The organism is Propioniciclava tarda (genome assembly GCF_900182665.1).
In the GTDB taxonomy this organism is placed as follows: domain Bacteria; phylum Actinomycetota; class Actinomycetes; order Propionibacteriales; family Propionibacteriaceae; genus Propioniciclava; species Propioniciclava tarda.
This window is the reverse complement of record NZ_FXTL01000003.1, coordinates 54,278-79,392: the sequence shown is the minus strand read 5'-3', so window position 1 is coordinate 79,392 and position 25,115 is coordinate 54,278. Positions and strand designations below refer to the sequence as shown.

At 69.8% G+C, this 25,115-nt stretch carries 21 protein-coding genes; 10 read left to right on the top strand and 11 right to left on the bottom strand.

Going from position 1 to position 25,115, the window contains the following annotated elements:
- Positions 1–15: 15 nt before the first annotated feature.
- The 5 genes from meaB to FN821_RS04045 are packed head-to-tail and all read right to left on the bottom strand — an operon-like array spanning position 16 to position 7,713.
- Positions 16–1,041 carry a methylmalonyl Co-A mutase-associated GTPase MeaB gene (meaB, locus tag FN821_RS04065; protein WP_131171332.1) on the bottom strand — a complete coding sequence of 342 codons (1,026 nt, stop codon included), beginning with the start codon at positions 1,039–1,041 and terminating at the stop codon, positions 16–18.
- Positions 1,038–3,227 (bottom strand): methylmalonyl-CoA mutase, encoded by a 2,190-nt coding sequence (gene scpA, locus FN821_RS04060; RefSeq protein WP_131171333.1) that lies wholly within the window; start codon positions 3,225–3,227, stop codon positions 1,038–1,040. The genes meaB and scpA overlap by 4 nt, the downstream gene beginning before the upstream one ends.
- On the bottom strand, positions 3,224–5,071 hold the full coding sequence (mutA, locus tag FN821_RS04055) for a methylmalonyl-CoA mutase small subunit (protein ID WP_131171334.1): 1,848 nt from the start codon (positions 5,069–5,071) through the stop codon (positions 3,224–3,226). Before mutA ends, scpA begins: the two co-directional genes overlap by 4 nt.
- 49 nt (positions 5,072–5,120) lie before the next feature.
- Positions 5,121–6,341, bottom strand: a complete 1,221-nt coding sequence (locus FN821_RS04050; RefSeq protein WP_131171335.1) for a phosphotransferase — start codon at positions 6,339–6,341, stop codon at positions 5,121–5,123.
- Between the two features lie 43 nt (positions 6,342–6,384).
- The gene (locus FN821_RS04045) at positions 6,385–7,713 is read right to left on the bottom strand and encodes a hemolysin family protein (protein WP_131171336.1); all 1,329 of its coding nucleotides are present in this window, start codon (positions 7,711–7,713) and stop codon (positions 6,385–6,387) included.
- 109 nt (positions 7,714–7,822) lie between these two features.
- On the opposite strand from FN821_RS04045, the gene FN821_RS04040 reads away from it, so the two are divergent.
- Positions 7,823–8,776 (top strand): patatin-like phospholipase family protein, encoded by a 954-nt coding sequence (locus FN821_RS04040; RefSeq protein ID WP_131171337.1) that lies wholly within the window; start codon positions 7,823–7,825, stop codon positions 8,774–8,776.
- 10 nt (positions 8,777–8,786) lie between these two features.
- Positions 8,787–9,287: a metallophosphoesterase family protein gene (locus FN821_RS04035; RefSeq protein ID WP_131171338.1), complete on the top strand. Its 501-nt coding sequence runs from the start codon at positions 8,787–8,789 to the stop codon at positions 9,285–9,287.
- Between the two features lie 204 nt (positions 9,288–9,491).
- Here the strand turns inward: FN821_RS04035 and FN821_RS04030 are convergent, their stop codons facing one another.
- Both FN821_RS04030 and FN821_RS04025 read right to left on the bottom strand, forming a co-directional pair.
- On the bottom strand, positions 9,492–10,655 hold the full coding sequence (locus tag FN821_RS04030) for an AAA family ATPase (RefSeq protein WP_131171339.1): 1,164 nt from the start codon (positions 10,653–10,655) through the stop codon (positions 9,492–9,494).
- A gap of 32 nt (positions 10,656–10,687) precedes the next feature.
- Complete coding sequence (locus FN821_RS04025) at positions 10,688–11,725, bottom strand: glycosyltransferase family 2 protein (protein WP_131171340.1); 1,038 nt, start codon at positions 11,723–11,725, stop codon at positions 10,688–10,690.
- Between the two features lie 41 nt (positions 11,726–11,766).
- On the opposite strand from FN821_RS04025, the gene FN821_RS04020 reads away from it, so the two are divergent.
- The 4 genes from FN821_RS04020 (at position 11,767) to FN821_RS04005 (ending at position 15,430) form a co-directional block, all read left to right on the top strand.
- The gene (locus FN821_RS04020; RefSeq protein WP_131171341.1) at positions 11,767–12,102 is read left to right on the top strand and encodes a hypothetical protein; all 336 of its coding nucleotides are present in this window, start codon (positions 11,767–11,769) and stop codon (positions 12,100–12,102) included.
- Positions 12,103–12,168: 66 nt separating this feature from the next.
- On the top strand, positions 12,169–13,017 hold the full coding sequence (gene purU / locus FN821_RS04015) for a formyltetrahydrofolate deformylase (protein WP_131171410.1): 849 nt from the start codon (positions 12,169–12,171) through the stop codon (positions 13,015–13,017).
- Between the two features lie 308 nt (positions 13,018–13,325).
- On the top strand, positions 13,326–13,790 hold the full coding sequence (locus FN821_RS04010; RefSeq protein WP_131171342.1) for a DUF485 domain-containing protein: 465 nt from the start codon (positions 13,326–13,328) through the stop codon (positions 13,788–13,790).
- On the top strand, positions 13,787–15,430 hold the full coding sequence (locus tag FN821_RS04005) for a solute symporter family protein (protein WP_241660091.1): 1,644 nt from the start codon (positions 13,787–13,789) through the stop codon (positions 15,428–15,430). The genes FN821_RS04010 and FN821_RS04005 overlap by 4 nt, the downstream gene beginning before the upstream one ends.
- Before the next feature lie 94 nt (positions 15,431–15,524).
- On the opposite strand, the gene FN821_RS04000 is transcribed toward FN821_RS04005, so the two are convergent.
- Both FN821_RS04000 and FN821_RS03995 read right to left on the bottom strand, forming a co-directional pair.
- Positions 15,525–16,238, bottom strand: coding sequence for a Type 1 glutamine amidotransferase-like domain-containing protein (locus FN821_RS04000; protein ID WP_131171343.1), 714 nt, complete (start codon positions 16,236–16,238; stop codon positions 15,525–15,527).
- Complete coding sequence (locus FN821_RS03995; RefSeq protein WP_131171344.1) at positions 16,235–16,861, bottom strand: histidine phosphatase family protein; 627 nt, start codon at positions 16,859–16,861, stop codon at positions 16,235–16,237. The genes FN821_RS04000 and FN821_RS03995 overlap by 4 nt, the downstream gene beginning before the upstream one ends.
- A 114-nt stretch (positions 16,862–16,975) precedes the next feature.
- Here FN821_RS03995 and FN821_RS03990 point away from each other — a divergent pair, with 114 nt between their 5' ends.
- Positions 16,976–17,965, top strand: coding sequence for a malate dehydrogenase (locus tag FN821_RS03990; RefSeq protein ID WP_131171345.1), 990 nt, complete (start codon positions 16,976–16,978; stop codon positions 17,963–17,965).
- A 275-nt stretch (positions 17,966–18,240) separates the two neighbouring features.
- Entirely contained in the window at positions 18,241–18,510 is a 270-nt protein-coding gene (locus FN821_RS03985; RefSeq protein WP_131171346.1) for a hypothetical protein, read from the top strand.
- A 103-nt stretch (positions 18,511–18,613) separates the two neighbouring features.
- Here the strand turns inward: FN821_RS03985 and FN821_RS03980 are convergent, their stop codons facing one another.
- Positions 18,614–18,817 (bottom strand): hypothetical protein, encoded by a 204-nt coding sequence (locus FN821_RS03980; RefSeq protein WP_131171347.1) that lies wholly within the window; start codon positions 18,815–18,817, stop codon positions 18,614–18,616.
- A gap of 164 nt (positions 18,818–18,981) precedes the next feature.
- Between FN821_RS03980 and FN821_RS03975 the strand changes: the two genes are divergently transcribed.
- Together FN821_RS03975 and FN821_RS03970 are read left to right on the top strand one after the other, a co-directional pair.
- Entirely contained in the window at positions 18,982–20,718 is a 1,737-nt protein-coding gene (locus tag FN821_RS03975; protein WP_131171348.1) for an AMP-binding protein, read from the top strand.
- A gap of 13 nt (positions 20,719–20,731) precedes the next feature.
- Positions 20,732–22,069 carry an MFS transporter gene (locus FN821_RS03970; protein ID WP_131171349.1) on the top strand — a complete coding sequence of 446 codons (1,338 nt, stop codon included), beginning with the start codon at positions 20,732–20,734 and terminating at the stop codon, positions 22,067–22,069.
- Positions 22,070–22,094: 25 nt separating this feature from the next.
- Here FN821_RS03970 and FN821_RS03965 read toward each other — a convergent pair whose 3' ends face one another.
- Positions 22,095–25,094 carry an alpha-mannosidase gene (locus tag FN821_RS03965; RefSeq protein WP_131171350.1) on the bottom strand — a complete coding sequence of 1,000 codons (3,000 nt, stop codon included), beginning with the start codon at positions 25,092–25,094 and terminating at the stop codon, positions 22,095–22,097.
- Positions 25,095–25,115: the final 21 nt, after the last annotated feature.

Below are 25,115 nucleotides of genomic sequence, written 5' to 3'. Positions count from 1 at the left end.
ACTCGGCCATGAGGCTCAGGCCTCGTCTGAGCGCCCCATTGGCCAGAGCTGGGGAACGTCCTGGACGAACGCCTGTAGCAGTTCCTCGGACGCCTCCAGCGCGCTGAGTTCGCCGTGCCCCACCTTGGCCTCCAGCTCGCCCCGGATCGCCATGACCCGCTCCGAGCGTCGGACGCCGTCCAGCACGCCGTCCTCCACGAGCGACCACAGCCACTCGAGCTGCTGGGCGTTGCGGCGGGCGGCCAGGCCCCCGTGATCCTCGACGTAGACCCGATGCTCCAGGATGGCGGCCCAGACGTCGTCGAGCCCCATGCCCGTGTATGACGAAGACGTCAACACCGGCGGACGCCGCGCGGCGGGGTCCGAGATCATCAGCCGCATCGCGGACGCCAGGTCGCGCGCCGCCACGCGAGCCTCGGCCTCGTGATCGCCGTCGGCCTTGTTGACCGTGATGACGTCGGCCAGCTCCAGAATCCCGCGTTTGATGCCCTGCAGTTGATCGCCGGCCCGAGCGAGCGTGATCAGCAGGAACGTGTCGACCATGTCGGCTACCGCGACCTCGGACTGGCCCACGCCCACCGTCTCGACCAGCACGACGTCGTAGCCGGCCGCCTCCAGCACGAGCATCGACTCGCGGGTCGCCCGCGCCACGCCGCCCAGGTGACCCGCCGACGGCGACGGACGGATGAACACGTTCTGCTCGGAGGCTAGCTCGCCCATCCGGGTGCGATCGCCCAGAATCGAGCCACCCGTGCGCGTCGACGACGGGTCGACCGCCAGCACCGCGACCTTGTGGCCGCGGTCGACGAGGCGGCGTCCCATCGCGTCGATGAACGTCGACTTGCCAGCGCCGGGCACCCCCGAGATGCCGACCCGCACGGCGCGTCCGGTGTGGTCACTCAGGGCCGTCAAGAGCTGGCGAGCGCGATCACGATCGACCGGACGCGACGACTCGACCAGGGTGATGGCCTTTGCGACCAGCGGCCGGGAGTTGGCGAGGACTCCCGCCGCCAACTCCTCGACCGTCGGGGACTTCCTCACGCGGTCGCCTTCGCCACCAACTTGGTGAGCATGTCGATCGCAGCCTCGGGGATCACCGTGCCGGGCGGGTAGATCGCGTCGGCCCCGGCGGCGCGGAGCTCGTCGAAATCCTGCTCGGGGATGACGCCGCCGACCACGATCATCATGTCGTTCGCGCCCTGGGCGTCCAGCTCCTTACGGAGCGCAGGCACCAGGGTGAGGTGTCCGGCCGCCAGCGACGAGACGCCGACCACGTGCACGTCGGCCTCGATCGCCTGGCGGGCGACCTCCTCGGGCGTGCTGAACAGCGGGCCGACATCCACGTCCATGCCGAGGTCGGCGTACGCCGTCGCGATGACCTTCTGACCGCGGTCGTGGCCGTCCTGGCCCATCTTGGCGACCAAGATGCGCGGACGGCGTCCCTCGGCCTTCTCGAAGTCGGCGACCAGGGACCGGGCCTTGGCCACGGCCGAGGTCTCCCCCGCCTCTGCGCTGTACACGCCGGAGATCGTACGGATCTGCGCGGTGTAGCGCCCAAACACCTTCTCCAGCGCGTCGCTGATCTCGCCGACCGTCGCCTTGGCGCGGGCAGCGTCGATGCTCAGCTTGAGCAGGTTCCGCTCGGGATCGGTCGGATCGGCGTTCTCGGCCGCCCACGTGAGCTTCGCCAGCGCGGCCGCCACGGCGTCCGGATCGCGCTCGGCGCGCAGCCGCGCCAACTTGGCGATCTGGGTGTCGCGGACGGAGTTGTTGTCGACCTTGAGCACCTCAGGCTTGACGTCGTTCTCCACGAGGTAGCAGTTGACGCCGACGAGCGGCTGGCGTCCGGAGTCGATGCGGGCTTGGGTCCGGGCGGCGGCCTCCTCGATGCGCATCTTGGGGATGCCGGCCTCGATCGCCTTGGCCATGCCGCCGGCGGCTTCGACCTCCTCGATGAGCTTCCAGGCCGCGTTGGCCAGGTCGTTCGTCAGCTTCTCGACGTACGCGGAGCCGGCCCACGGGTCGACGGAAGCGCACGTGCCCGACTCCTGCTGGATGAACAGCTGAGTGTTGCGGGCGATGCGGGCCGAGAAGTCGGTCGGCAGCGCGATGGCCTCGTCGAGCGCGTTGGTGTGCAGCGACTGCGTGTGGCCCTGCGTGGACGCCATGGCCTCCAGGCAGGTTCGCATCACGTTGTTGTAGACGTCCTGGGCGGTCAGCGACCACCCGGACGTCTGCGAGTGCGTGCGCAGCGACATCGACTTGGCGTTCTTGGCGCCCGAGTCCTTCACGAGCTTCGCCCACAGCATGCGGGCGGCGCGCATCTTGGCGACCTCCATGAAGAAGTTCATGCCGATGGCCCAGAAGAAGCTCAGGCGCGGCGCGAAGGCGTCCACGTCGAGTCCGACCTTCTGACCGGCGCGGATGTACTCCACCCCGTCGGCCAGCGTGTACGCCATCTCGATGTCGGCCGTCGCCCCGGCCTCCTGCATGTGGTAGCCGGAGATCGAGATCGAGTTGAACTTCGGCATGTTCGCGGACGTGAACGCGAAGATGTCGGAGATGATCCGCATGCTCGGGGTCGGCGGATAGATGTAGGTGTTGCGGACCATGAACTCCTTCAGAATGTCGTTCTGAATCGTTCCGGCCAGCTGATCGGGCGTGACGCCCTGCTCCTCCGCGGCCACCACGTAGAGCGCCAGGATCGGCAGCACGGCGCCGTTCATCGTCATCGAGACCGACATCTGGTCGAGCGGGATGCCGTCGAAGAGCTGCCGCATGTCGAGGATGGAGTCGATGGCCACGCCTGCCATGCCGACGTCGCCGACGACGCGCGGGTGGTCGGAGTCGTAGCCGCGGTGGGTCGCGAGGTCGAAGGCGACCGACAGGCCCTTCTGGCCCGCCGCCAGGTTGCGGCGGTAGAAGGCGTTCGACTCCTCGGCCGTGGAGAAGCCGGCGTACTGCCTGACCGTCCAGGGCTGGTTCACGTACATCGTCGAGTACGGCCCGCGCAGGAACGGCGGCAGACCCGGGTAGGTGGCCAGGAAGTCGAGGCCCTCGTACGCGGAGTCGTCGTACAGCGGCGGCACCAGGATGTGCTCCGGCGTCTGCCACCCGGCGCTGACCGTGGGCAGGCTGTCGCGGACCTGCTCGAAGCGGGACGACGCGTCCGCGGGAACCTCCGCCGCGCCCAGCTCGACGGTTTCGAAGCTCGGGAAAGTGCTCACTTGTGGGCCTCCACTCGGTCCAGGGTCGCCTCGGTGAAGGCCACCACGTCCATGCCGTCGAAGATCTCGCCGTCGATCACGGCGGACGCGGCCTCGTCACCGACCTCCTTGAGGCGTCCGGCGAGGTACACCGTGTCGACACCGGCTTCCTTCAACGCCGTCGCGACGGCGATGGCTTGGTCGGCGTACACCTTGGCGGAGCTGCAGAGGATCGCGACCTTCGCGCCGGACGCCGCGGCCTGCGCGGCGATCTCGGCCGGCGTCCCGCCCTCGCTGGACGGATGCGAGAAGCCGCCGACCAGCAGCAGGTTGGACGCGAACTGCTCGCGTCCGCCGAAGTCGCGTCGGGCTCCGAGGCACGCCAGGAAGACCGGCGGACGCCCCGCGGCCGCGGAGCGATCCCGGAGGGACTCGAACACCTCGGCGTCGCGCTTGGGTTGCAGGCCACCGCGGACCACGGCGGCCGGACGCGGCTTGGCGTCCACCGTCGGCTCGACGGCCTGGGGGAACATCGACACCCCCGTGATGGGCTGCTTGCGGGTCGCCAGGGCCTTGGCCCGGGCGTCGTTCACCGCGGCGATCTGGGACGCCACCAGGCCGTCGGCGAGCGCCTTGGCCATGCCGCCCGCGGCCTCGAGCTGCTGGAAGAGCGCCCACGCCTTCGTGGCCAGCTGATCGGTCAGCGACTCCACAAACCAGGAGCCACCCGCCGGATCAGCCACGCGACCGACGTTGGACTCCTCCATGGCCACGAGCTGCGTGTTGCGCGCCATGCGACGGCCGAGCTCGCTCGGCAGGCCGTGGGCCGTGTCGAACGGCAGCGTCGTGATGATCTCGGCGCCGCCGACGGCCGCCGCGAACGTGGCGATCGTGCCGCGCAGCAGGTTCACGTAGGCGTCGTCGCGGGTGACCATGCGCCACGAGGTGACGGCGTGCTGGACCCCGCCGCGCTCGGCGTCGGGCACCCCGAGCACCTCGCCCACGCGTGCCCACAGCCGGCGCAGCGCGCGCAGGCGGGCGATGGTCGTGAACTGGTCGGCGTTTGCCGGGACCCGGAAGGTGATCTGCGAGAAGGCCACCGACGGGCTGACGCCGCCGGCGTCCAACGCCCGCACGTACTCCAGACCGGACGCGATCGCGTACGCCAGGACCTCGACGTCGCCGGCCCCCGCGTTGTCGTAGACGAGCACGTCGACCGTGAGGCCGCGAACGTCGCCGAACTCCTTGGCGGTCGTGACGGCCTTGACCAGGCCGCCCAGGTTCGCCGGGGTTCCGGTCAGCGCGGCCACCGCGAGCGGGTCGATGCCCAGGTTGCCTGAGCACTCGGACGCTTTCCCGGACGCGCGGAAGAACGCGGCGAGGGCGTCCGCCCCGGCCTGCTGATCCTCCACACCCGAGACCGCGATGCAGCACATCTCGGGCTTCACGCCGGCGAGGGCCGCCGCGAGATCGGCGGGCGCCACGGCGTCCGACCCGACCCGCAGCCAGACCGAGCCGGCCCCGTTGGACAAGTCGTCCAGCACGGCGGCGTTCGTCGCCCGGACGTCGCCGTCCTCGTGCAGCGCCCGGACCAGCCAGCCGGAACCCAGCCGCGCCTTGGTGCCGCGGGTGAAGGGCATCACGCCCGGGTAGCCGAGCGGCGCGGGGGCGTCGGACGCGGTGTACAGGGGCTCGATCGTCAAACCGTCGACCGAGGTCGAGCGCAGGCGCCCCAGCGCCTGATCGATGGTGAGTTCGGTGCCTTCCGGACGCCTGCGGTTGAGGACCTTCAGGACCTCTTTCTCCCACTGCTCCTGGGTGGGTGCCGCGAAGTCGCCGGCAAGCTTCAGCGCTTGTTCCGTCATGCGTCTCACCCTATCGCCGGGCGACCGTGCCGGCCCGACGCGTACCAAATCAGCGAACTTGGCGGACCAGCGCTTCGGCCGAGTCGATCATGCGCCGGGTCTCGCCCTCCCAGCCCGGCTCCTGGCCGCGGTAGGGGCCGGTGGCCAGCGAGATCACGACCGCGGCGGCTCGGAGCCGCAGCTCGATGGGGTCCACGCGGCGATCGAAGACCGGCACCCACTCGCGGATGAGCGTGTGCACCCGCTCGGCCTGGCTGGCCGTCATGTGCTGGATGGTCGACAGGTGCGCGATCAGGCACGCGAGGTCGTCGGCGCGCCGCCCGGGACCGATCGTGTCGATGTCGAGGACGCCACAGATCCGTCCTCGGGCCACGTGGATCTGCCCCTCGTGGAAGTCACCGTGCGTCGGCTCGTCCCCGGGCGGATAGGACGCCAGCCCGTCGCCGATCTCGCGCGTCAGCCATGTCATCCTCGGGGCGAGGGCAGGGAGCGAGGCAGCCACCATCTCGGCGTAGTGACCCACGGCGTCCGCCCACGGGGCCCGTCGCTCGAGTTTGGCGACCGACGCCGGGAAGGAGTCCAGCAGGCCGACCAGCTGCTCGGCGGTGCAGGGGGCCACGTCGTCGAAGACGGCGTTCGCCAGCGGACGCCCCGGCAGCTGCCGCAGGACCAGCAGGTGATCCGGGGTGGCCGCCGCGATCTCGGGGGCTGGCACGCGGGCGTCCAACAGCAGCCGGTGGCGGGCGCTGACGGCGCGGAACAGCTGCTCCCGCAGCACCTTGATGAAGAACGTCTCGGGCGGATGGCCGACGGAAACCCGCAGCACCGCCCGCCGCCGTGGCCGGTAGCCGATCATCTCCAGGTCCAGCTCGGACGCGTGCGCCCGCTGGGCGGTGACCGAGTACTCGTTGAGCAGCCGGGCCACGGATTCCGGATACGCCGCGCGGCGCAGGCCGGGCAGGTCCGGGTCGTCGGGGTAGATCCACACGGCCACCTCGCGGTCGCCGTCGCCGAAGATCTGCGCCCGCTCGTCGGACGCCGTCACGCCAGCGGCGCGTGCCGAGACACCGAGGAATTCCTCACGGCGTCCATAGGGCCAGTCGACCTCAGCGGCGTACGTGGCCGTCGTCGAATGACCAGGGTTCGTGTCGATGTGGTCAAGTGCCCACGAGACAAGCGCGCCCCCGGCGTGGTCGACGGCAGCGGCCAAGACCGCGCCCACGGCGTCCGACGCCAGCAGGTTCGATCCGTCGTCGACAATGCTGGTGATGGTGGCTCCTCAAGGCCCGTTCGCGGAATGCGACGTCACCTTACTAGCCGGACGCCTCCGCGGCAGTTCCGCGCGCGACCGTGATGCGCGCGGCCCGGCGCCCGTCCAACTCGGTGACGGTGAGCTTGAACGCCTGGACGCCGTCGCTCGCGGCGGCGTCCGGCAGGTCTTCGGAGATGCTGTCGCCGACGGACGGGAGGCGTCCGAGCTGGGCCATGACGAAGCCCGCGACGGTGTCGTAGGGGCCTTCCGGCAGCAGGGCGCCGAACTCCTCGGCGAACTCTTCGAGGGTGGTGAGCCCGTCGATCTCGCCGCTCACCGCGGACGTCGTGGGGCGCTCCTCGTCGACAGCGTCGAATTCGTCGGTGATGTCGCCGACCAGCTCCTCGACCAGGTCCTCGAGCGTGACGATGCCGGCCGTACCGCCGTACTCGTCGGTCACGATCACCATGTGCGAGTTCGTCGAGCGCATCAGCGTCATGGCTCGCAGGAGGCGCACCGTCTGCGGCAGCGAGTCGATCGGACGCACCAGCTGGCCGATGGGCGCCTGACGCTCGGCCGGATCCAGGTCGAACAGGTCGCGGATGTGCAGAAAGCCCACCACATCGTCGACGTCGCGCCCGACCACCGGGTAGCGGCTGTGCGACTTGCCCGCCAGGTCGCGGATCGCGCGGTACGCCGGCAGGTCGGCGTCCAGGAAGTCGACCTCGGTGCGCGGCAGCATGACCTCGCGGAGGCTCTTGTCGCCCGCGGAGAAGACCTCGTCGACGATCTGCCGCTCTTCGGCACCCAGGGTCGCGGACGTGCTGACCAACTGGCGCAGTTCCGCGTCGGTCACCTCCTCGCGGGAGGCTTTCGGGTCACCCCCCAGGATGCGCACCACCACGTCCGTCGAAACACCCAGAAACCAGATCACCGGACGGGCCACCCTGGCGATGACGCTGACCATGGGAGCCAGTGCCATGGCGAACGACTCGGCCCGCTGCATCGCGAGCCGTTTGGAAGCTAGTTCGCCCAGCACGATGGAGAAATACGAGATCGCCAATGTGATCAAAACCAGGGACACCGGAGAAGCGACGTCGGCTGGCAGGCCCAAGGCAACCAGGACCGGGGTCAAGTCCTCAGCCAAGGTCGCGCCACCGAACGCGGCCGACAGGAAGCCCGACAATGTCACGCCGATTTGGACCGCTGACAAGAAGCGGTTGGGACTGGCAGCGAGCGCCGCAACCGTGGCCCCGCGCTTGCCCCGGCCAGCCAGCCCCTTGACCTGGGACTCGCGCAGGGACACCAGCGCCATCTCCGCTGCTGCGAACACTCCGCCAACCAGGATGAAGGCGAGGATCAGCAGCACGTTGGCGACGATCGGATTCAACGAATACTCCTGGCGCCCGGTGTCGGTCGCCCGGGCGCATCGACGCTACCACGGGCTCGCTGACGCCAGCAGGGACAGACGACGCGGTGAGGAGTCCTAGGCTTTCGGCATGAAGGTAGCTCTCGCGTTGGGATCCGGCGGTGCTCGCGGCTGGGCGCACATCGGTGTGCTCCAGGTGCTGCATGAGCGGGGGCACGAGGTCTCCGCGATCGCGGGCACGTCCGTGGGTGCGCTCATCGGCGGGCTCCAGGCGGCCGGCGCACTGGACGCGTTCACCGAGTGGATCACGGCGCTGAACCAGCGCGAGCTGTTAATGCTGCTGGATCCGGCGATCGGGATGCCGGGCGTCGTCCGGGCGCAGCGGGTGCTGGACAAGATCAGCGACATGCTGGACGGCGCGCGCATCGAAGAGCTGCCGATCCCCTACGTCGCGGTCGCCACGGACCTCGTCGCCCAGCGCGAGGTCTGGTTCGAGCACGGCCCCGTCGCCGCGGCGATCAGGGCGTCCATCGCGATCCCGACCGCGATCACGCCGGTCAAGCTCCACGGACGCGTTCTGGTGGACGGTGGGCTGATGAATCCCGTCCCGATGGACGCCGTGACGGCCTGGTCCGCCGACTTCACCCTCGCGGTTGACCTGAACGCCCCGGGCGCCCGCGGCACCGGCGGCCAGCCGGTCGCCGAGTCGTCCGACGAGTCCGAGTCGGCCGCGGCCAGCTGGCTCGGTGGCCTGCGGCGCAGCGCGGTGCACGCGGCCGAGGTGGCGGCGGCTCAGCTGTCGCCCCTGACGCACCTCGGACGCCGCGAGGACGACGGCGCGTCGGCGTCCGATCTCGGTTTCGAGGACCTCCCGCGGGACCTGAAGACGCTGGACGTGCTGACGATGTCGCTGAACGCCAGCCAGGCGCTGGTGACGCGGTTCCGGACCGCCGCCAATCCACCCGATGTCTGGGTCCACGTCCCGGTGGACTCGTGCGGCACTCTCGACTTCCTCCGCGCGACCGAGATGATCGCCCTGGGCCGCGAGCGCGCCCTCGAGGCGCTCGACCGAGCGGGCTACTGATGGTGGCCCGATGAGGGTGCTCGTCGTCTCCGACACCCACGCGCCGTCGCGCTGGCGGGGAACGCCGGCGGGTTTGGCGGACGCGCTGGCGTCCGGACCCGACTTGATCCTGCATGCCGGCGACGTCTGCCGTCCCGAGGTGCTCAACGGGCTGTCGCAGTGGGCCCCGGTGCGCGCGGTGCTCGGTAACAACGACGGACCGGAGCTGCGCCGCTGGGGCGCTACGCCCTGGTTCGAGGAGACGCTCGACGGGTTGGCAGTCGCGATGATCCACGACTCCGGGGATCGCACCGGCCGCGCCGGGCGCATGCGGCGACGCTTCCCGGACGCCTCGCTCGTCATCTACGGCCACTCGCACATCCCGTGGGACGCCTACGACGAGCCCACCGGCCTGCACCTGTTCAACCCCGGCTCCCCCACCGACCCGCGCCGCCAGCCGTTCGGCACGTTCGGGTGGCTGACCATCGAGGACGGACGCCTCGTGGCGTCCGAGATCGTCCGGGCGGACTGAGCGAGGGCTTCGACAAGCTCAGCCAACGGTCCGCGACCCGGACTCGACAGGCTCGGCCAACGACCTCGACAGGCTCAGCCAACGACAGAGGCGCTCGGCTTCGACAAGCTCAGCCAACGGTCCGCGACCCGGGCTTCGACCAGCTCAGCCGACGACCGGGGACGCTCAGGCTTCGATCCCTGAGCCTGTCGAAGGGCTCCGCACCTAGCGACTGCCCCAGTTCCACCGCGGACGGGTGAGCAGCCCCTGGTCCGCGACCAGGGTCTCGCCGAGCCGCTTGGTCAACTCAACCGAGGCGGTCCGCCGACCCTTCAGCTCGGCCACCAGCGCGGCGCTGTGGGTGATGACCACGACCTGGGTGCGCGTCGCGGCGTCCTTGATGAGGCGTCCCAGCGCGGGCAGCACCTGCGGGTGCAGGGAGGTCTCGGGCTCGTTCAACACCAGCAGCGACGGCGGCCGCGGGCTGTGCAGGGCGGTCGCCATCAGCACGTAACGCAGGGTGCCGTCCGACCATTCGGACGCCGCGAGCTCGCGCAGCATCCCCGGCTGGCGCATCGTCAGCTCGAAGCGCCCGGACGCCTCCTCGACCTGCACGGTCGCACCATCGAACGCGTCGGCCACGGCGTCCGCGAAGGGCCTCGCCCAGGCCGACTCGATGATCGTCCGGACGGCGGCAGGCAGGTCCGAGCCGTCGGCCGCGAGCACCTGGGTGCGCGTGCCGACCACCGCGCGGCGGGCCGGCGCGTCGGCGTCCACCCGAAAGGTGTCGTAGAAGCGCCACGACAGCACCTCGTCGCGGACGGCCGCGACGTCCGGATACGCCACGGGATCGGACAGCTCGTCCAGCAGCCCCGCGTGCGGCGGCAGACGCCAGCCCAGATCGGCCAGGGCCGTCGTCGAGCGCACCTTGACCGTGCTGCGATTGCGCTCGACCAGGACGCTGGAAGGCCGTAGCTCGGGAGCGGCGAACACCGCCTCCCGCTTGATCTCGGGGTCGCGGAAGAACATCGTCCGGTCGCCGGCCTGCGGCAGGCCGAGGTCGATGAGGTAGCCGAGGTGCTCGGTCGCGAAGCCCAGCGTCAGGCTGATCGGCGCCTTGCGGCGTCCGGTGCCCTGAACCGGCGCCTCGCCGCGGATCATCGCGCCGCTCACGAACTCGGGCCCGGCCCACAGCACCGAGCTCAGCCCGCCGGCCCGAGCCAGCGAGGCGATCAACTGGCCGCGGGCGGCGTCCGACAAGAGCCCGAACGCCCGGTACAGGCTCGACTTGCCGACCCCGTTGGCGCCCGTGACGACCGTCAGCGGGCCGAGCTCGAAGACGACGTCGCGCAGTGACCGGTAGCCGTGGACGGCCAGGACTTTGAGCATGGCCCCACGCTACGAGGCCCCGCCGACAGTTCTCAGCGCGACGGCTGGGTCACGCGCGAGCGGTCGAGGATGCCCTCTGCCCCCCGGACGAAGCCGCGGACGAAGCCGGCGCCCCACGAGACGTGGGTCACGGCCATCGCGACGACGTTGCGAGCGTGGTCCCCCCAGGACGCCCCACCCAGCCGCGAGGACGCCGCCGCGAGGCCCACCGCGTAGACCACCGGGGCGGACGCCACGCACGCGAGCCCCGCCCGGACCACACCTGCCGGACGCCTCGCCAGGCCCAGGGCCGCGACGGGGCTGAGCGCCAGCGCGCACACCAGGATCGGCGGGGCGAGGTAGCGCAGCGGGGTCGTCCCCTGGCGCCTGACCAGCTCACCCCGCCAGACGCCCGTGGCGAACATCTGGCTCCACAGCTTGTCGACTGTTTCGCGCGGGTAGTAGACGACCTTGACGCTCGGCACCAGCCAGACGAGGCGTCCGGACGTGCGCAGACGAGACGCCAACTCCCAGTCTTCACACCGCCGCAGGGTCTCGTCGTAGCCCCCGAACTCCTCCAGGACGCCCCGCCGGAAGACGCCGAGGTACGCCGACTCGGCCGGTCCCTCGACGTCGGAGTCGTGATGCGCCCCGCCGCCGAGCCCGAAGGGGCTCTTGTAAGCACGCGCCACGGCCTCACCGAACGGGGTCTTGCCTTGGGCGTCCATCAGGCCGCCGACCACGGCCGCGCTCGTGCGCTCCAGGGCGGCCACCATGGTGGCCGTGTAGTCCGGCGGAAGAGTGGAGTGGGCATCGACACGCACGATGACGTCGTGTCGGGCAGCCGCGATCGCCAGGTTGAGGCCGAGCGGAATGTTCGCCTCGGGCACCCTCACGAGCCGGACGCGGGCGTCCTCGGCGGCCAGACGGTCCGCGACGGCGTCCGTATCGTCGGTGCTGGGCCCGAGCGCGAGGACGAGCTCGGACGCCCCGCTGTAGCGCTGATCGAGGATGGCCCTGACGGCCTCTTCCAGGTGATCGGCCTCGTTGAGGACCGGCATCACGTAGGTCACCGCCGCCTGCTCCTGCATCGGTCGAGACTAACAGCGAGCCTCCCGGGTTAGCCTGAGCCATGCCATCGTTTCGGGCCGTCCAGGAGATCAGCGACGTGCGTCCGGGACATGCCCCGGACGAGGTTCTCGACGTTGCGGTCGCGGCCTGCCAGGCGTCCGGCCACAAGGTGGAGGCATTCGATGTTGACGTCATCGCCGGACGCGCGCGCATCTGGGTTCGCTACTCGGTGGCCGACTCGAGCCTCGACGAGGAGGACACCGAAGCCTGGGAGGTGGCCGAGGCGATCCATCGGGCCGTCCACGAGGTCGCGGTGAGCGGGCTGGCCGAGCCGTTTCGTCGGATCGGGGGCCGCTGGTCCCGCGTCCGCAGACCGGTGAATAGGCCAGGCCGCTGATCGCTAGGCTGCACGACCGTGACGAACCCCAGCAGCAGGACCACCGTTCCGCCCGCGGCGTCCGGTGTGGACTCCGGCCACTGGGTGCTGAGCTTCGCCTGCGACGACCGCCAGGGCATCGTCCACTCGGTGACGGGGGCGATCGCGCAGGCCCAAGGCAACATCACCGAGCTGCAGCAGTTCACCTCCGACGAGTCCGGACGCTTCTTCATGCGCGTCCAGGTGCAATCCGGCTTCGATCGGTCGGTGTTCGAGCACGCGGTGGCGCCCGTGGTCTCGGAGCTCGCCGCTGATTGGGCACTGGACTACGTCGGACGCCGTCGCCGCACCCTGATCCTGGCGTCCAGGGCCGGACACTGCCTCAACGACCTGCTCTATCGGCAGCGGATCGGTGACCTCCCGATCACGGTCGCCAAGATCATGGCCAACCATCCGGACCTCGGCGACCTGGCGTCCTTCTACGGCGTCCCGTTCGAGTCCCACGTCGTCCTGCCCGAGACGAAGGCAGACTTCGAGCAGCAGGTGCTGAACGCGGTCGCCGAGCACGACATCGAACTGGTCGTGCTGGCTCGCTACATGCAGATCCTGTCGCCGCGGCTGTGCGAGGCGTTGGCCGGGCGGGCCATCAACATCCACCATTCGTTCCTGCCCGGGTTCAAGGGCGCGAACCCGTACCGGCAGGCGCACGCCCGCGGGGTGAAGCTGATCGGTGCGACCGCCCACTTCGTGACCGGAGACCTCGACGAAGGCCCGATCATCGAGCAGAACGTCCAGCGCGTCGACCACGCCGACACCGTCGCCGACATGACCGCGATGGGCCACGAACTCGAGTCCCGGACTCTGGCGACCGCCGTCCGTTTGTACGCCGAGCACCGCGTCCTCCTGGATGGCGCCCGCACGGTCGTCTTCAGCTAGAAGGCGCGTCCGACAAGGTCATTCGTCCTTCGTTCGGACGCCGTCGCGCCAGTTTCCCGTGGTTCAGCCCCACCACGGACGCCGAGCCACTAGCGTCGGTCGGCGGCTGGCCGCGTCAACGTTTGATCACGTCCTGGATTCGGTTGGGAAAAAACTGGGTTTGAGTGCTTTACACATATCACCACGTCGTGATTCCCTATGCCGAGCCTCTACGGAGGTGCCGCAACATCCACCGGGCGACGGCCCCGAAACCGATGTGGTTGGCCACCATTTCGTGACAACCACCAGGCCCGACCAATGGAGGTCGAATGACGACACCCGACGAGCGCACGCCAGGCAGTGGCGCGTCCTCGCACGAGCAAGCTGATCTGCGCACCTATGACACCGAGCGTCACCTGCCGGCGTCCCATAACCCGCTCCCCGCCCTGAACACCGTGGGCTCCGCGAAGGACCCGATCGCCGAAGAAGCCTTCGTCGAGGTCCAGGGCTCTGCCGAGTTCGCCGAGTTGACCAAGCGCTTCCGCGGCTTCGCCTTCCCGATGACCGCCGCGTTCCTCATCTGGTACTTCGGCTACGTGCTGCTGTCCGTGTACGCCAAGCCGTTCATGGCCCAAGAAATCGGCCTCGGCCACGTCAACATGGGCACCCTGCTGGGTCTCCTCCAGTTCGTCACCACGTTCCTGATCACGTGGCTCTACATGCGCCACATGAGCAAGAACATCGATCCGCTGTCCGCGAAGCTGCGGGCCAAGCTGGAGGGGGCAGGCAAGTGAACTTCCTCGAAATCGGCGTCCCCGCCCTCAACATCGCCGTCTTCGCGGTCTTCGTGATCGCGACCATGACGATCATCGTCAAGGTCACCTCGGGCAGCAACAAGAAGTCGGCGTCCGCGTTCTACACCGGCGGCGCCCAGTTCTCCGGAACCCAGAACGGCTTCGCCATCGCCGGCGACTACCTGTCTGCGGCGTCCTTCCTCGGCATCACGGGTGCCATCGCGTTCACGGGCTACGACGGCCTGCTGTACTCGATCGGCTTCCTCGTCGCCTGGCTCGTCGCTCTGCTGCTCGTCGCCGAGCCGCTGCGCAACACGGGCAAGTACACGATGGCCGACGTGCTGTCCTTCCGCATGGAGAACAAGCCGGTCCGCCTCGCTGCGGCCATCTCGACCCTGGTCATCTCGTTCTTCTACCTGCTCGCCCAGATGGCCGGCGCCGGTGGCCTCGTGTCACTGCTGCTCGGCCTGAACGGTGACCTGCCCCAGAACATCGTCATCGTGATCGTGGGCGCCCTGATGGTCGCCTACGTCCTCGTCGGTGGCATGAAGGGCACGACGTGGGTCCAGATGATCAAGGCCGTCCTGCTCGTCGCGGGCGCCGGCATCATGACCGTCTGGGTCTTGGCCCAGTTCGGCTTCAACCTGTCGAACGTCATGGACGCAGCCCTCGTCAAGAACAAGGACGCCGGCGCAGGCCTCGTCCCGTCGTTCGCGCAGGGCGCCAAGTACAAGGATCCGCTCGCGTTCCTGTCGCTGGCCACCGCCATCGTCCTCGGCACCGCGGGACTGCCCCACGTGCTGATGCGCTTCTACACGGTGCCCACGGCCAAGGAGGCCCGCAAGTCGGTGTCCTGGGCCATCGGCCTGATCGGCTCGTTCTACCTGTTCACGCTGGTGCTGGGCTACGGCGCGGCCGCCCTCGTGGGCAACAAGACGATCAACGGCCTGCCCGGCAAGGCCAATGCGGCCGCCCCGGCGCTGGCGTTCTTCCTGCCCGGCCAGGGCACGCCCGGCTCGATCTTCCTCGCCGTCATCTCGGGCGTGGCCTTCGCCACGATCCTCGCGGTGGTCGCGGGCCTGACGATCGCCGCCTCGGCGTCCTTCAGCCATGACATCTACAACTCCGTCATGCGCAACGGCAAGGCGGACCCGGCGGACGAGGTCCGCGTGGCCCGCATGACCGTGCTGGTCATCGGCGCGCTGGCCATCTTCGGCGGCATCTTCGCCAAGAGCATGAACATCGCGTTCCTGGTCGCGCTCGCGTTCGCCGTCGCGGCGTCCGCGAACCTGCCCTCGATCCTGTTCTCGCTCTACTGGAAGCGGTTCAACACCCGCGGCTCGATCTGGTCCATCTACGGCGGCCTGATCATCTCGCTCGTGCTGATCATCTTCTCCCCCGCCGTCTCGACCCCGATCGGGTCGAAGACCAAGCTGGCGAGCGCGATGTTCCCGGATGCCTCCTTCGCGTGGTTCCCCTGGGACAACCCGGCTCTGATCTCGGTGCCGCTGTCCTTCCTCCTCGCCTACCTCGGCACCGTGTCGACCGGCAAGAAGGACTCGGATTACCCGCTCAAGCAGGCCGAGATGGAGGTCCGCTCCATGACCGGCGCCGGGGCCGAAGGCGCGATCGCGCACTGAGTCCCGGGCTTCGGCCCAACATGCACGGTGCCCGCCGGATTCGTCCGGGGGGCACCGCTGCGTTTCCGGCTGGACGTCGGGACCGGCCCTGGAATCAGTTGCGGTCGAGCAGTCGGAGGACCGTCACTTTGCCGGCGTCAGCCATGAGCCGCCAGACGGCGCCCTGGCCGGCAGCGCGGACGCCTCCGTCCGTCCCGATGACCGCGCAGGTGTTCTCGTCGACGGCGATGGCCTCGGCGATTCGACCTTCCGCGACGAGCGCGGCGGTTCGCCCCACGAGGCCGAGCCCGGCGTGGGCGTCCACCGTGGGCCGGATCAGACCGAGCCCAGGGGCCAGGACGACCTCGTCGAAGCCTTCGCTGGCCAGATCGGGTGCGATCTGGACGCCGCCGAGCCGCCAGCCCCCGATCAGGGCCATGTCCGAGGCGATCATGGCGCCGGCCGACATGCCGAGGTAGGGCAGGCCGGCCGCGACCGCAGCCCGGATCTGCTCCGCGACACCCATGACCGCGGCGTGATAGCCGGGCGTCAGCCCGCCGCCGATGAAGAGCCCGTCGGCGTCGGCGAAGTCAGCCACGGCCAGCGTCTCGGCACCCACCAACTGCACGATGCGCACCTCGCCGGCCCCCAGCGCGATGAGGTCACCGCGGTAGTCGTCGTGGTAGGCCGCGCCTTCCTCGTACGTCTCGCCCCACAGCACGACCACGATGAGCGGACGCCGACCGGTCCGCTCGGCGGCCTCGGTGACGAAGAGCCCCGTCCAGGCCGACTCGTCGGGCGCCCAGCCGCCGCCGTGCAGGTGGATCATTCCGCGCGCTTCGGGGTCACGTGCGGGGTGTCGTGATGGACGCCCTCGTCCCAGCTGTCGAGGAACCAGGCTCCCGGCTCACCGCACAACGTCACGATGGCCGTGTTGCCCAGATGCCGATGGGCCACGTCGATCGGGGTGAGGCCTTCGACGCGCCCCGACAGCCAGGTGCGCAGGGCGGCTCCGTGGCTGACCAGGGCCACCGCCTCGTGGCCGGCGTCCGCGATGGTCTGGACCGCTCCGTCGAAGCGTCCGAAGAACTCGTGGGCGTCTTCGCCGCCCGGACGCCGACGCTCCGGCTCCCCCAGCCCCCAGGCCCTGAGGACGTCGATGTAGTGCGTCCACTCGGCGAGCATCTCCTGGTCCCCCGCCGGGATCTCGCGGAGGCCGGCCAGCGTGGCCAGCGGCAGGTCGCGCGCGGACGCCAGGGGCGTCCCGGTCTGGACGGCCCGGACGATGTCCGAGGTGTAGACGGCGTCCAAGCGGACGCCGTTGAGGCGTCCCACGAGCGCCTCGGCCTGGGCGAGGCCGACCTCGTCCAGGGGGGCACCGGGGTGCGCGGTGTCCAGCAAGCCAGCGACGTTGGACGACGTACGACCGTGTCGCACGAGGTAGAGGAGCATGCCTTGGAGGTTACCCAACTCAGGGGCTGGGATTAGCCTGGAACAGCCTGGGTTGCACCCTCGGGACTGCTAGCGTCAGCCCCACGAACAAGTCTGCTCGAAGAGGAGAAGAACGTGAGCGCTGCCCCCGTCAAGGTCGCCGTCACCGGCGCCGCCGGCCAGATCTGCTACAGCCTGCTGTTCCGCATCGCGTCCGGCGCGCTGCTCGGCCCCGATCAGCCGGTCGAACTGCGTCTGCTGGAGATCACCCCGGCCCTCAAGGCGCTCGAGGGCGTCGTGATGGAGCTGGACGACTGCGCCTTCCCGACGCTGGCCGGCGTCCAGATCGGCGACGATCCCGAGAAGGTCTTCGACGGCGTGAACCTGGCCATGCTGGTCGGTGCCCGTCCCCGCACCGCGGGCATGGAACGCGGCGACCTGCTCAGCGCGAACGGCGCGATCTTCACCGCTCAGGGCAAGGCCCTGAACAAAGTGGCGGCGTCCGACGTCAAGGTCCTGGTGACCGGCAACCCGGCCAACACCAACGCCCTGATCGCCATGACGAACGCCCCCGACATCCCCAAGGAGCGGTTCAACGCCCTGACCCGCCTCGACCACAACCGCGCCATCGCGCAGCTGGCCGCGAAGCTGGGCGTGACCGTCAGCGAGATCAAGAAGATGACGATCTGGGGCAACCACTCCTCGACCCAGTACCCGGACCTCTTCCACTGCGAGGTCAACGGCGAGAACGCTGCGGCCAAGGTCAACGACCAGGCTTGGATCGAGAACGACTTCATCCCGACCGTCGCCAAGCGCGGCGCGGCCATCATCGCGGCGCGCGGTTCGTCGTCGGCGGCCTCCGCGGCCAACGCGACCATCGAGCACATGCGCGACTGGGTCCTCGGCTCGCCCGAAGGCGACTGGGTCTCGATGGCGGTCCCGTCCGATGGCTCCTACGGAGTCACCGAGGGCATCATCTCGTCCTTCCCGTGCACCACGGCGGGCGGCGAGTACTCGATCGTCCAGGGCCTGGATCTCGACGACTTCAGCCAGGCCCGCATCGCGGCGTCCGTCGCCGAGCTCGAGGAAGAGCGCGACGCGGTCAAGGAACTCGGCCTGATCTGAGCACACCGCCAACCAGGGCGGCATCGGCGTGGCCGGTGCCGCCCTGGTGTGTTTCCGGGTCGCCTCCGTGCAGGGCTGGTCTTCACCCGGTGGGACGCCGACGCGCGACCCGCAGCGCGGGGCGCGCCCAGCAAGGCCTTGGTGGGCTCGGCGGGTCAGGGCGCGTTCGGCTTGCACGCTGACCGGGCAGGTGGCCGAAGTCGGGGCGTCCGGGCCGTGCCGTGTCCACCAAACTGAGCACGCCTCGCCGGGTAGGCGGCCGGAGGGATCCGCCGGTGTCCACGTCGACCGTCATCACGTACATCAACCGCGCGGTGGAGCGTTACCGCGAGCGGGGACGCACCGTCGGCAACATTTCGGACGCGATCCGCGAGGCCACGGCTGATGGTTTTCTGGACCTGCCCGGGGCTGCCCTAGAAAAGACGACTTCGAAAGCCTGGTTCTCCTTCCAGGACCAGGAGACCCCATGCTGCAATCGCTCTCGCACGCCCAAGCCTCGCGCCGATCGTTGGCGAAGGGCTTGGCCTGGACGTTTCCTGCGGTGACGATCGCCGCGCTGGCGCCATCTGTCGCCGCATCCGGGGTGCCGGTCCAGCCGACAACGGCGAGCGCGGTCTGCAAGCTCACCGGCAACGGTGGCAAAAAGGTCTACCAGTTCTCGTTCGTCTTCTCGAACACGTCGGGAACGAGTTCCACCGTTTGCATCTCGAGCGGCACCATGAGCCCCAGCGGCTGCGCGAGCGTCTCGATCAACACCTCGTCGTACAGCCCCGCGTCCGGCTGCGCCACCGTGACGGCCGGCGGCACCGTGACCATCACCGCGGACTCGATGCCCGCGACCTGCTTCGCCAACGGCACTGCATCGTTGACCTACACCTCTACCTACCAGGGTCAGACTCTGTCGACGACGGCGACGGTGAGCTTCCCGTCCCTCCCTCCCTGCTGAGGAAGGCCGGATCCTGAGATCAAGGGGGACGCTGCCTACGGTTCCGTAACCGTAAGCTAATCTCGCGCGCATGAGCTATACCGGACGCCCCGCGACCGCTGCCACGGACGCCGTCCGTCGCGCCCGAGACTTCGTCCTCACCCACGCCTACGACTACGACGCGTTGAGGGACGGCTTCGCCTGGCCCGAATTGGACGCCTTCAACTTCGGTCTGGAGTGGTTCGACGTGGTGGCCGGCGAGCACCCCGATCGCGTCGCCGTGAAGATCGTCGAGGACGACCTGACCGAGACGCAGGTCAGCTACGGCGAGTTGGCCAGACGCTCCGATCAGGTCGCGAACTGGCTGGTCAGCCTCGGCATGCGTCGCGGCGACACGATGATCGTGATGTTGCACAACACCATCGAACTCTGGGAGATCCTGCTCGGCCTCACCAAGATGGGCGGCGTCGCGATCCCGACGTCGACGCTGCTGAGCGACACCGATCTCGCCTGGCGCATCGACACCGCGAAGGCCCGGTTCACCATCGCCCCGCACGATCTGGTCGCCAAGTTCGGACGCGTCGCCGGCGACGTCGTCAACATCGGCATCTCGGCGCACGGGTCGACCAACGGGCTGCCGGAGGGCTGGGTCCACTACGACGAGGCCGCCACGGCGTCCGATGTCTTCACGCCGGACGCCCCCACGCGCGCCGACGAGACGTGCCTGCTCTACTTCACCTCGGGCACGACGTCCCGGCCGAAGCTCGTCGAGCACACCCACGTGAGCTACCCGGTGGGGCACCTGAGCACCATGTACTGGCTGGGCGTCCGCCCCGGCGACGTGCACCTGAACATCAGCTCGCCCGGCTGGGGCAAGCACGCGTGGAGCAACTTCTACAGCCCGTTCCTGGCGCAGGCGACGGTCTTCATCTTCAACTACGGGCGCTTCCACGCCGACACGCTCATGCAGATCATGGACACCCACGAGGTGTCGTCCTTCTGCGCTCCCCCGACGGTGTGGCGGATGCTCATTCAGGCCGACCTGACGCGCCTGCATCGGCCGCCGCGCGAGCTCGTCGGGGCCGGCGAGGCGCTCAACCCGGAGGTCATCAACAAGGTCCGTGAGGCGTGGGGCAACACCATCCGCGACGGCTACGGCCAGACCGAGATGACCTGCTGCGTGGGCAACGGCCCCGGCCAGCCCATCCGGGTGGGCGCCATGGGACGCCCCACGCCCGGCTACACCGTCGCGCTGCTCGACACCGTCACGGACGCCCCCCTCGACGGCCCCGGCGAGGGTGAGATCTGCCTCGACCTGTCGGTCACCAACATCGCGCTGATGAAGGGCTACTACGGCGACGAGGCCATGACGGCGGAGGCCTGCAGGCACGGCTACTACCACACCGGCGACATCGGCTCCCGGGACGCCGACGGCTACATCACCTACGTCGGCCGCGCGGACGACGTCTTCAAGGCGTCCGACTACAAGATCAGCCCGTTCGAGCTCGAGTCGGCTCTGATCACGCACCCCGCCGTCGCCGAGTGCGCGGTCGTGGCGTCCCCGGACGAGGTGCGCGGCAACGTGCCGAAGGCGTACGTGGTGCTGGCCGCCGGCCAGGTGCCCGGCCCGGACGCCGCCCGCGCGATCTTCGCCCACGCCCGCGAGAACCTGAACGGCTACCAGCTCGTCCGGATCCTCGAGTTCTCCGAGGCGCTGCCGAAGACCGTGTCGGCGAAGATCCGCCGCGTGGAGCTACGGAACGCCGAAGCCGCGCGTGCGGCGTCCGGGGTGGCCGAAGGCCAGTTCTTCTACCGCGACTTCCGCTGACTAAAGTTCCGGCGTGAACGGACGCCAGCGCCTCGGCTTCGCGATGGCGGGCTTCGGCCAGAACCTGCTGCACAACACGGTCAACCTCTACCTGCTCGTCTACCTCGTCCAAGGCCTGGGGCTCTCGGCGGCCGGCATCGGCGTGGCGACAGCGATCGTCACGGCGATCAAGGTCTGGGACGCGGTGGCCAACCTGGGCGCCGGCGTCCTCGTCGACCGGACGCGGACCCGCTGGGGACGCCTCCGCCCCTACGTCCTGGGGCTCGCGCTGCCGATCGGCGTCCTGGGCATCGCCCTCTTCTCCGCCCCGGACGCCAGCGAAGGCGTCCGGCTGGTCTACTTCGGCGTCGTCTTCGCCCTCTACGTCACCCTCTACACCCTGGCCGACGTGCCCTACTGGGCGCTGACCGCGGCGACGGCCACGGACGATCGCGACCGCACGCTCACCATCGCGTGGGCGCGCACGGCCGGGACGGTCGCGCTCGCGATCGTGACGATCGTCGGGACGCCCCTCGCCACCGCCCTCGGTGGCGAGGGGCACACCAACGCGGCCGGTTGGCAGCGGCTCGCGATCATCGCCGCGGTCACCGGCATGGGGCTGTTCACCCTGGCCTTCGTCAGCACGAAGGAGCGCCTCGACCCCACACCGCCCACGCCGCTGCGCGAGAGCCTGCGGTTCTTCGTCGCGGACAAGATGCTGTTCGTCATGCTGGCCTCGGGCACCGCCGCCTTCGGACGCAACATCCTGGCCGTCGGCGGCGCGCTGATGGCGCTGGTGATCTTCGGGGACGAGAAGCTGTTCACCCCGCTCGGAGCCGCGTTGATCGGCGGCATGGTGGTCGCGATCATGCTGACGCCGGTCCTGCTGCGGTTCACGACGCGCAAGCGGCTGACGATCATCTCCACCCTGGCCAGCGGCCTGCTGTTCATCGCGCTGTGGGCGGTCGGCTACGGCAACCTCGGGCTGGTGGTGGCCTTGTTCCTCGCGAACGGGTTCGCGATCGGCGTCTTCATGGTCACCCAGACCGCCATGGTGGGTGACGTCGCCGACTACGGCGAGGTGCTCACCGGCGTCCGGCACGACGGCGTCTGCTTCGCGGGGCTGACCTTCATCTCGAAGCTGGGCACCGCCCTGGCGATCGTCCTGTTCGGCTCCGTCGTCGCGGCCGTCGGTTACCACAAGGGCGTCGACGTCACCCCCGCGATGCGCGACGGCATTTGGGCGGTGTGCACGCTGGTGCCGGCGGCGTCCTGCCTGGTCAGCCTGCTGCCACTGGCCGTCTATCGCGTCCCCGAAGCCGACCTACCACGCATGTTGGCCGAGCGGCGCGCCGGCTCAGCGGCGTCCTAGACGCGACGCAGCCGTGGCGACGGCGTCAGGCCCGAGTCGGCGTGAGCACGAAGGTCCTGATCTCGAACGGACCGAACGTCAGGTCCTGCAGGCTCGTCGCCCCGCCCTCGACGGGGCGCTCCAACAGATCAGTCTCGATCACCCGGAACCGGTCCTCAGGCTCAGGCACCCTCGCAGCCAGGGACCCCGCACGCTCCCCGCACTTGGCGAGGGGCGTCCGGACGCTCACCGTCGCCGCCTGGCCACGGACCTCGTGCAGCCGTAGCACCAGCCCGTCGGAGTCCTCGGGGGCCTTCACGACGTCCAACCACACGCCCTGGCCGAGAACCTCGAACGCCGGCGGTCGGGGCGTCCCGCGACCAACCAGCACGGGAGCGTTCAGGTCGGCGGCGAGCGCCTGGACGTCCGAGTCGACCATGCTTCCCGCGTGCGGATAGAGCGCGTACGTGAACTCGTGGACGCCCCGGTCGGCGGTCCGGTCGGGGTACATCGGCGAGCGCAGCAGGGCGAGGCTGATGACGCCCTCCTTGACCCGGTGGCCGTACTTGCCGTCGTTCAGCAGCGCAAGCCCGCCGTCGGCGTCCGACATGTCGACGAACTGGTGCGCGCAGATCTCGAACTGTGCGCGCTCCTGCGGTGTCTCGTCGCGCGTCGAGCGGGCCAGGTGCCCGTACTGGATGTCGCAGGTGACCTCGTCCGCCCAGGTCTTCGGCACGAACTCGGCCCGCAGCATCCGCCAGGTCTCGTGCCAGTCCGCGTGGGTCTCGAAGCGCAGGCACGGCGAGCCGGTGGTCAGGACGGCATCCTGGGTGATGACCGACGTGCCGTGCCGATAGCGGCTGCGCCGTACGGCCCGAGGGCCGTCCACAAACACGTCGACCGAGCTCGGCTTGAGCACCTCGCTCGGACGCTTGCGGTAGTCGATGTCGATGTCCCAGGCGTCGAAGTACGTCCACTTGTCCTGGTAGATCACCAGGTGATTGGACGCCGCCGCGAGCGACTCGCGTCCGGTTGTCTTGTCGATCAACGACACCAACGCTCCGGCGTCGTCGAACGTCGCCCGCAGGAGGTCGTTCTCCAACGCCTTCGCGGACGCCGTCGGTGCGGTCCCCGACCAGGGCGCCAGCGCGACGGTCTCGAAAGGGGCGGCGTCGTAGGACGCCCAGCCGTCGACGCCTCGGATGTGCCCCTGGCGGCGCACTGTGGTGGTGTTCACAAAGACCTCGTCACCGGACGCCCCGAGCAGCGCCTCCTGCTCCGCGCGCAGGGCGGCGTCCAGCGCGGCGTACCGCGCCTCGGCCTCGACGTTGACGCGCTCGATGGACGACCCCGGGATGATGTCGTGGAACTGGTGCAGCAGCACGTCCTTCCACACCGAGTCCAGCAGCGCGCGCGGCCAGGGGCGTCCGTCGAGCGCGGCCAGCGCCGCGAGGTACTCGACGTCGTGCAGCCGATGCTCGAGCAGCCGGTTCCAGCGCTTGATCCGGCCCTGGGTGGTGTAGGTGCCCTGGTGCTTTTCGAGGTAGAGCTCGCCGGAGTGCGCCGGCAGCGCCTCGCGGTAGGCGTCCAGCCGGTCGAAGAAGGACGCCGACGTGCCGGTCCGGACGACGGCCGGGAAGCCCTCGATGGACGCCGAGCGGCGCAGCATCTCCAGGTGCACCGGACCCGGACCTCCCCCGCCGTCGCCGGAGCCGTAGACCAGGAGGGCCTCGGGCGCGACGTCCAGCTCGGGGTTCAGGTCGCGGGCGCGGGCGGTCGCGATCGCCGTGCCGCTGGAGACGTAGTTACCCTCCGGCGGCATGTGGACCAACACCTCGGAGCCATCGATGCCCCGCCACACGAACGAGCGATGGCCGAAGTCGTTGTGCTCGTTCCAGCTGAGCTTGATGGTCATGAACCGGGTCATGCCCGCCTTGGCCAGCAACTGGGGCAGGTTGCCGTTGTAGCCGAACACGTCCGGCAGCCAGCAGACGTCGACCGTGCGGCCGAGCAGCCGCTGCCAACAACGCTGCCCGTACAGGCTCTGCCGGACCAGCGACTCACCCGAGGGCAGGTTCGCGTCCGCCTCGACCCACATGCCGCCCTGGGCCTCGATCCGTCCGGCCTTCATCGCCGCCACCACGCGATCGAACAGCTCGGGGTCGTCGGCCTCCAACCACGCCAGCTGCTGTGGCTGACTCACGCCGTAGACGTGCTCGGGATAGCGATCGATGAGGTCGAGCTGATGGGTCAGCGTGCGCCGCGCCTTGCGGCGCGTCTCGCGGAGGGGCCAGAGCCAGGCCAGATCCAGGTGCCCGTGGCCGATCGCGGTGAGCTCCAGGCGAGGGTCCGGACGCCCCTGCAGCACGGCCGCGAGAGCGGCGCGCGCCCCCGCAGCGTCGCCGGCCCGGACGCGCCGCACCGCGTCATCGAACAAGGCCCGGGACGCCGCCGCCTGCTGCCCGTCGGTCGCGGCGACGACGGCGTACGCCACGGCGAGGGCGTCCAGGTAGAGGGCCTCGGCCTCGTCGTCGACGACCACGAGGTCGAGCCTCTTGACCTGGGCGACGCCGAAGGGTGCCATCAGCTTGCCGTTGAAGCCCGCGTCCAGCCACAGATCGATGCGGCCGTTCGGGCAGAGCTCGGGCGTGAGGTCGAGACGGGTCTTGCCGCGTGGGCTGCCCTGCTCCTCGACCGGGGTGGTCCGGCTGCTGACGGCGCCGACCGCGCGACCGGACGCGTCCAGCACCATCGCCTCGCCGTCGATGTCGAGGATCGCCGCGACGTGGGCGTCCCGATACTCGGCGGGGATCTCGCCGGTCACGTGGAACCAGGCGCAGGTGAAGGCCGTGCCCCAGAGCGTGCCGCGCCCGGCCGGACGGGGGCGAAGGCGTCCGCGCTCGGCGAAAGCGACCGGCTCGGGCGACGTCGCCAGCGTGACGCGGAGCGGACCGATCCGCCGATGGACGCGGCGCCGCAGCGCGCGCAGGCCCAGGATCAGCCGCGGGTGACGATAGAGCGCGAGTTCAGGAATCTCCCAAGCCATTCCCCGACGCTAGCCGGTGCC

Bases quoted from the DNA above. Each gene is read 5' to 3' on its own strand.
- mutA (WP_131171334.1), bottom strand. From the start codon at position 5,071: ATGACGGAACAAGCGCTGAAGCTTGCCGGCGACTTCGCGGCACCCACC.
- FN821_RS04040 (WP_131171337.1), top strand. From the start codon at position 7,823: ATGAAGGTAGCTCTCGCGTTGGGATCCGGCGGTGCTCGCGGCTGGGCG.
- FN821_RS04035 (WP_131171338.1), top strand. From the start codon at position 8,787: ATGAGGGTGCTCGTCGTCTCCGACACCCACGCGCCGTCGCGCTGGCGG.
- FN821_RS04030 (WP_131171339.1), bottom strand. From the start codon at position 10,655: ATGCTCAAAGTCCTGGCCGTCCACGGCTACCGGTCACTGCGCGACGTC.
- FN821_RS04025 (WP_131171340.1), bottom strand. From the start codon at position 11,725: ATGCAGGAGCAGGCGGCGGTGACCTACGTGATGCCGGTCCTCAACGAG.
- FN821_RS04020 (WP_131171341.1), top strand. From the start codon at position 11,767: ATGCCATCGTTTCGGGCCGTCCAGGAGATCAGCGACGTGCGTCCGGGA.
- FN821_RS04010 (WP_131171342.1), top strand. From the start codon at position 13,326: ATGACGACACCCGACGAGCGCACGCCAGGCAGTGGCGCGTCCTCGCAC.
- FN821_RS04000 (WP_131171343.1), bottom strand. From the start codon at position 16,238: ATGATCCACCTGCACGGCGGCGGCTGGGCGCCCGACGAGTCGGCCTGG.
- FN821_RS03995 (WP_131171344.1), bottom strand. From the start codon at position 16,861: ATGCTCCTCTACCTCGTGCGACACGGTCGTACGTCGTCCAACGTCGCT.
- FN821_RS03975 (WP_131171348.1), top strand. From the start codon at position 18,982: ATGAGCTATACCGGACGCCCCGCGACCGCTGCCACGGACGCCGTCCGT.
- FN821_RS03965 (WP_131171350.1), bottom strand. From the start codon at position 25,094: ATGGCTTGGGAGATTCCTGAACTCGCGCTCTATCGTCACCCGCGGCTG.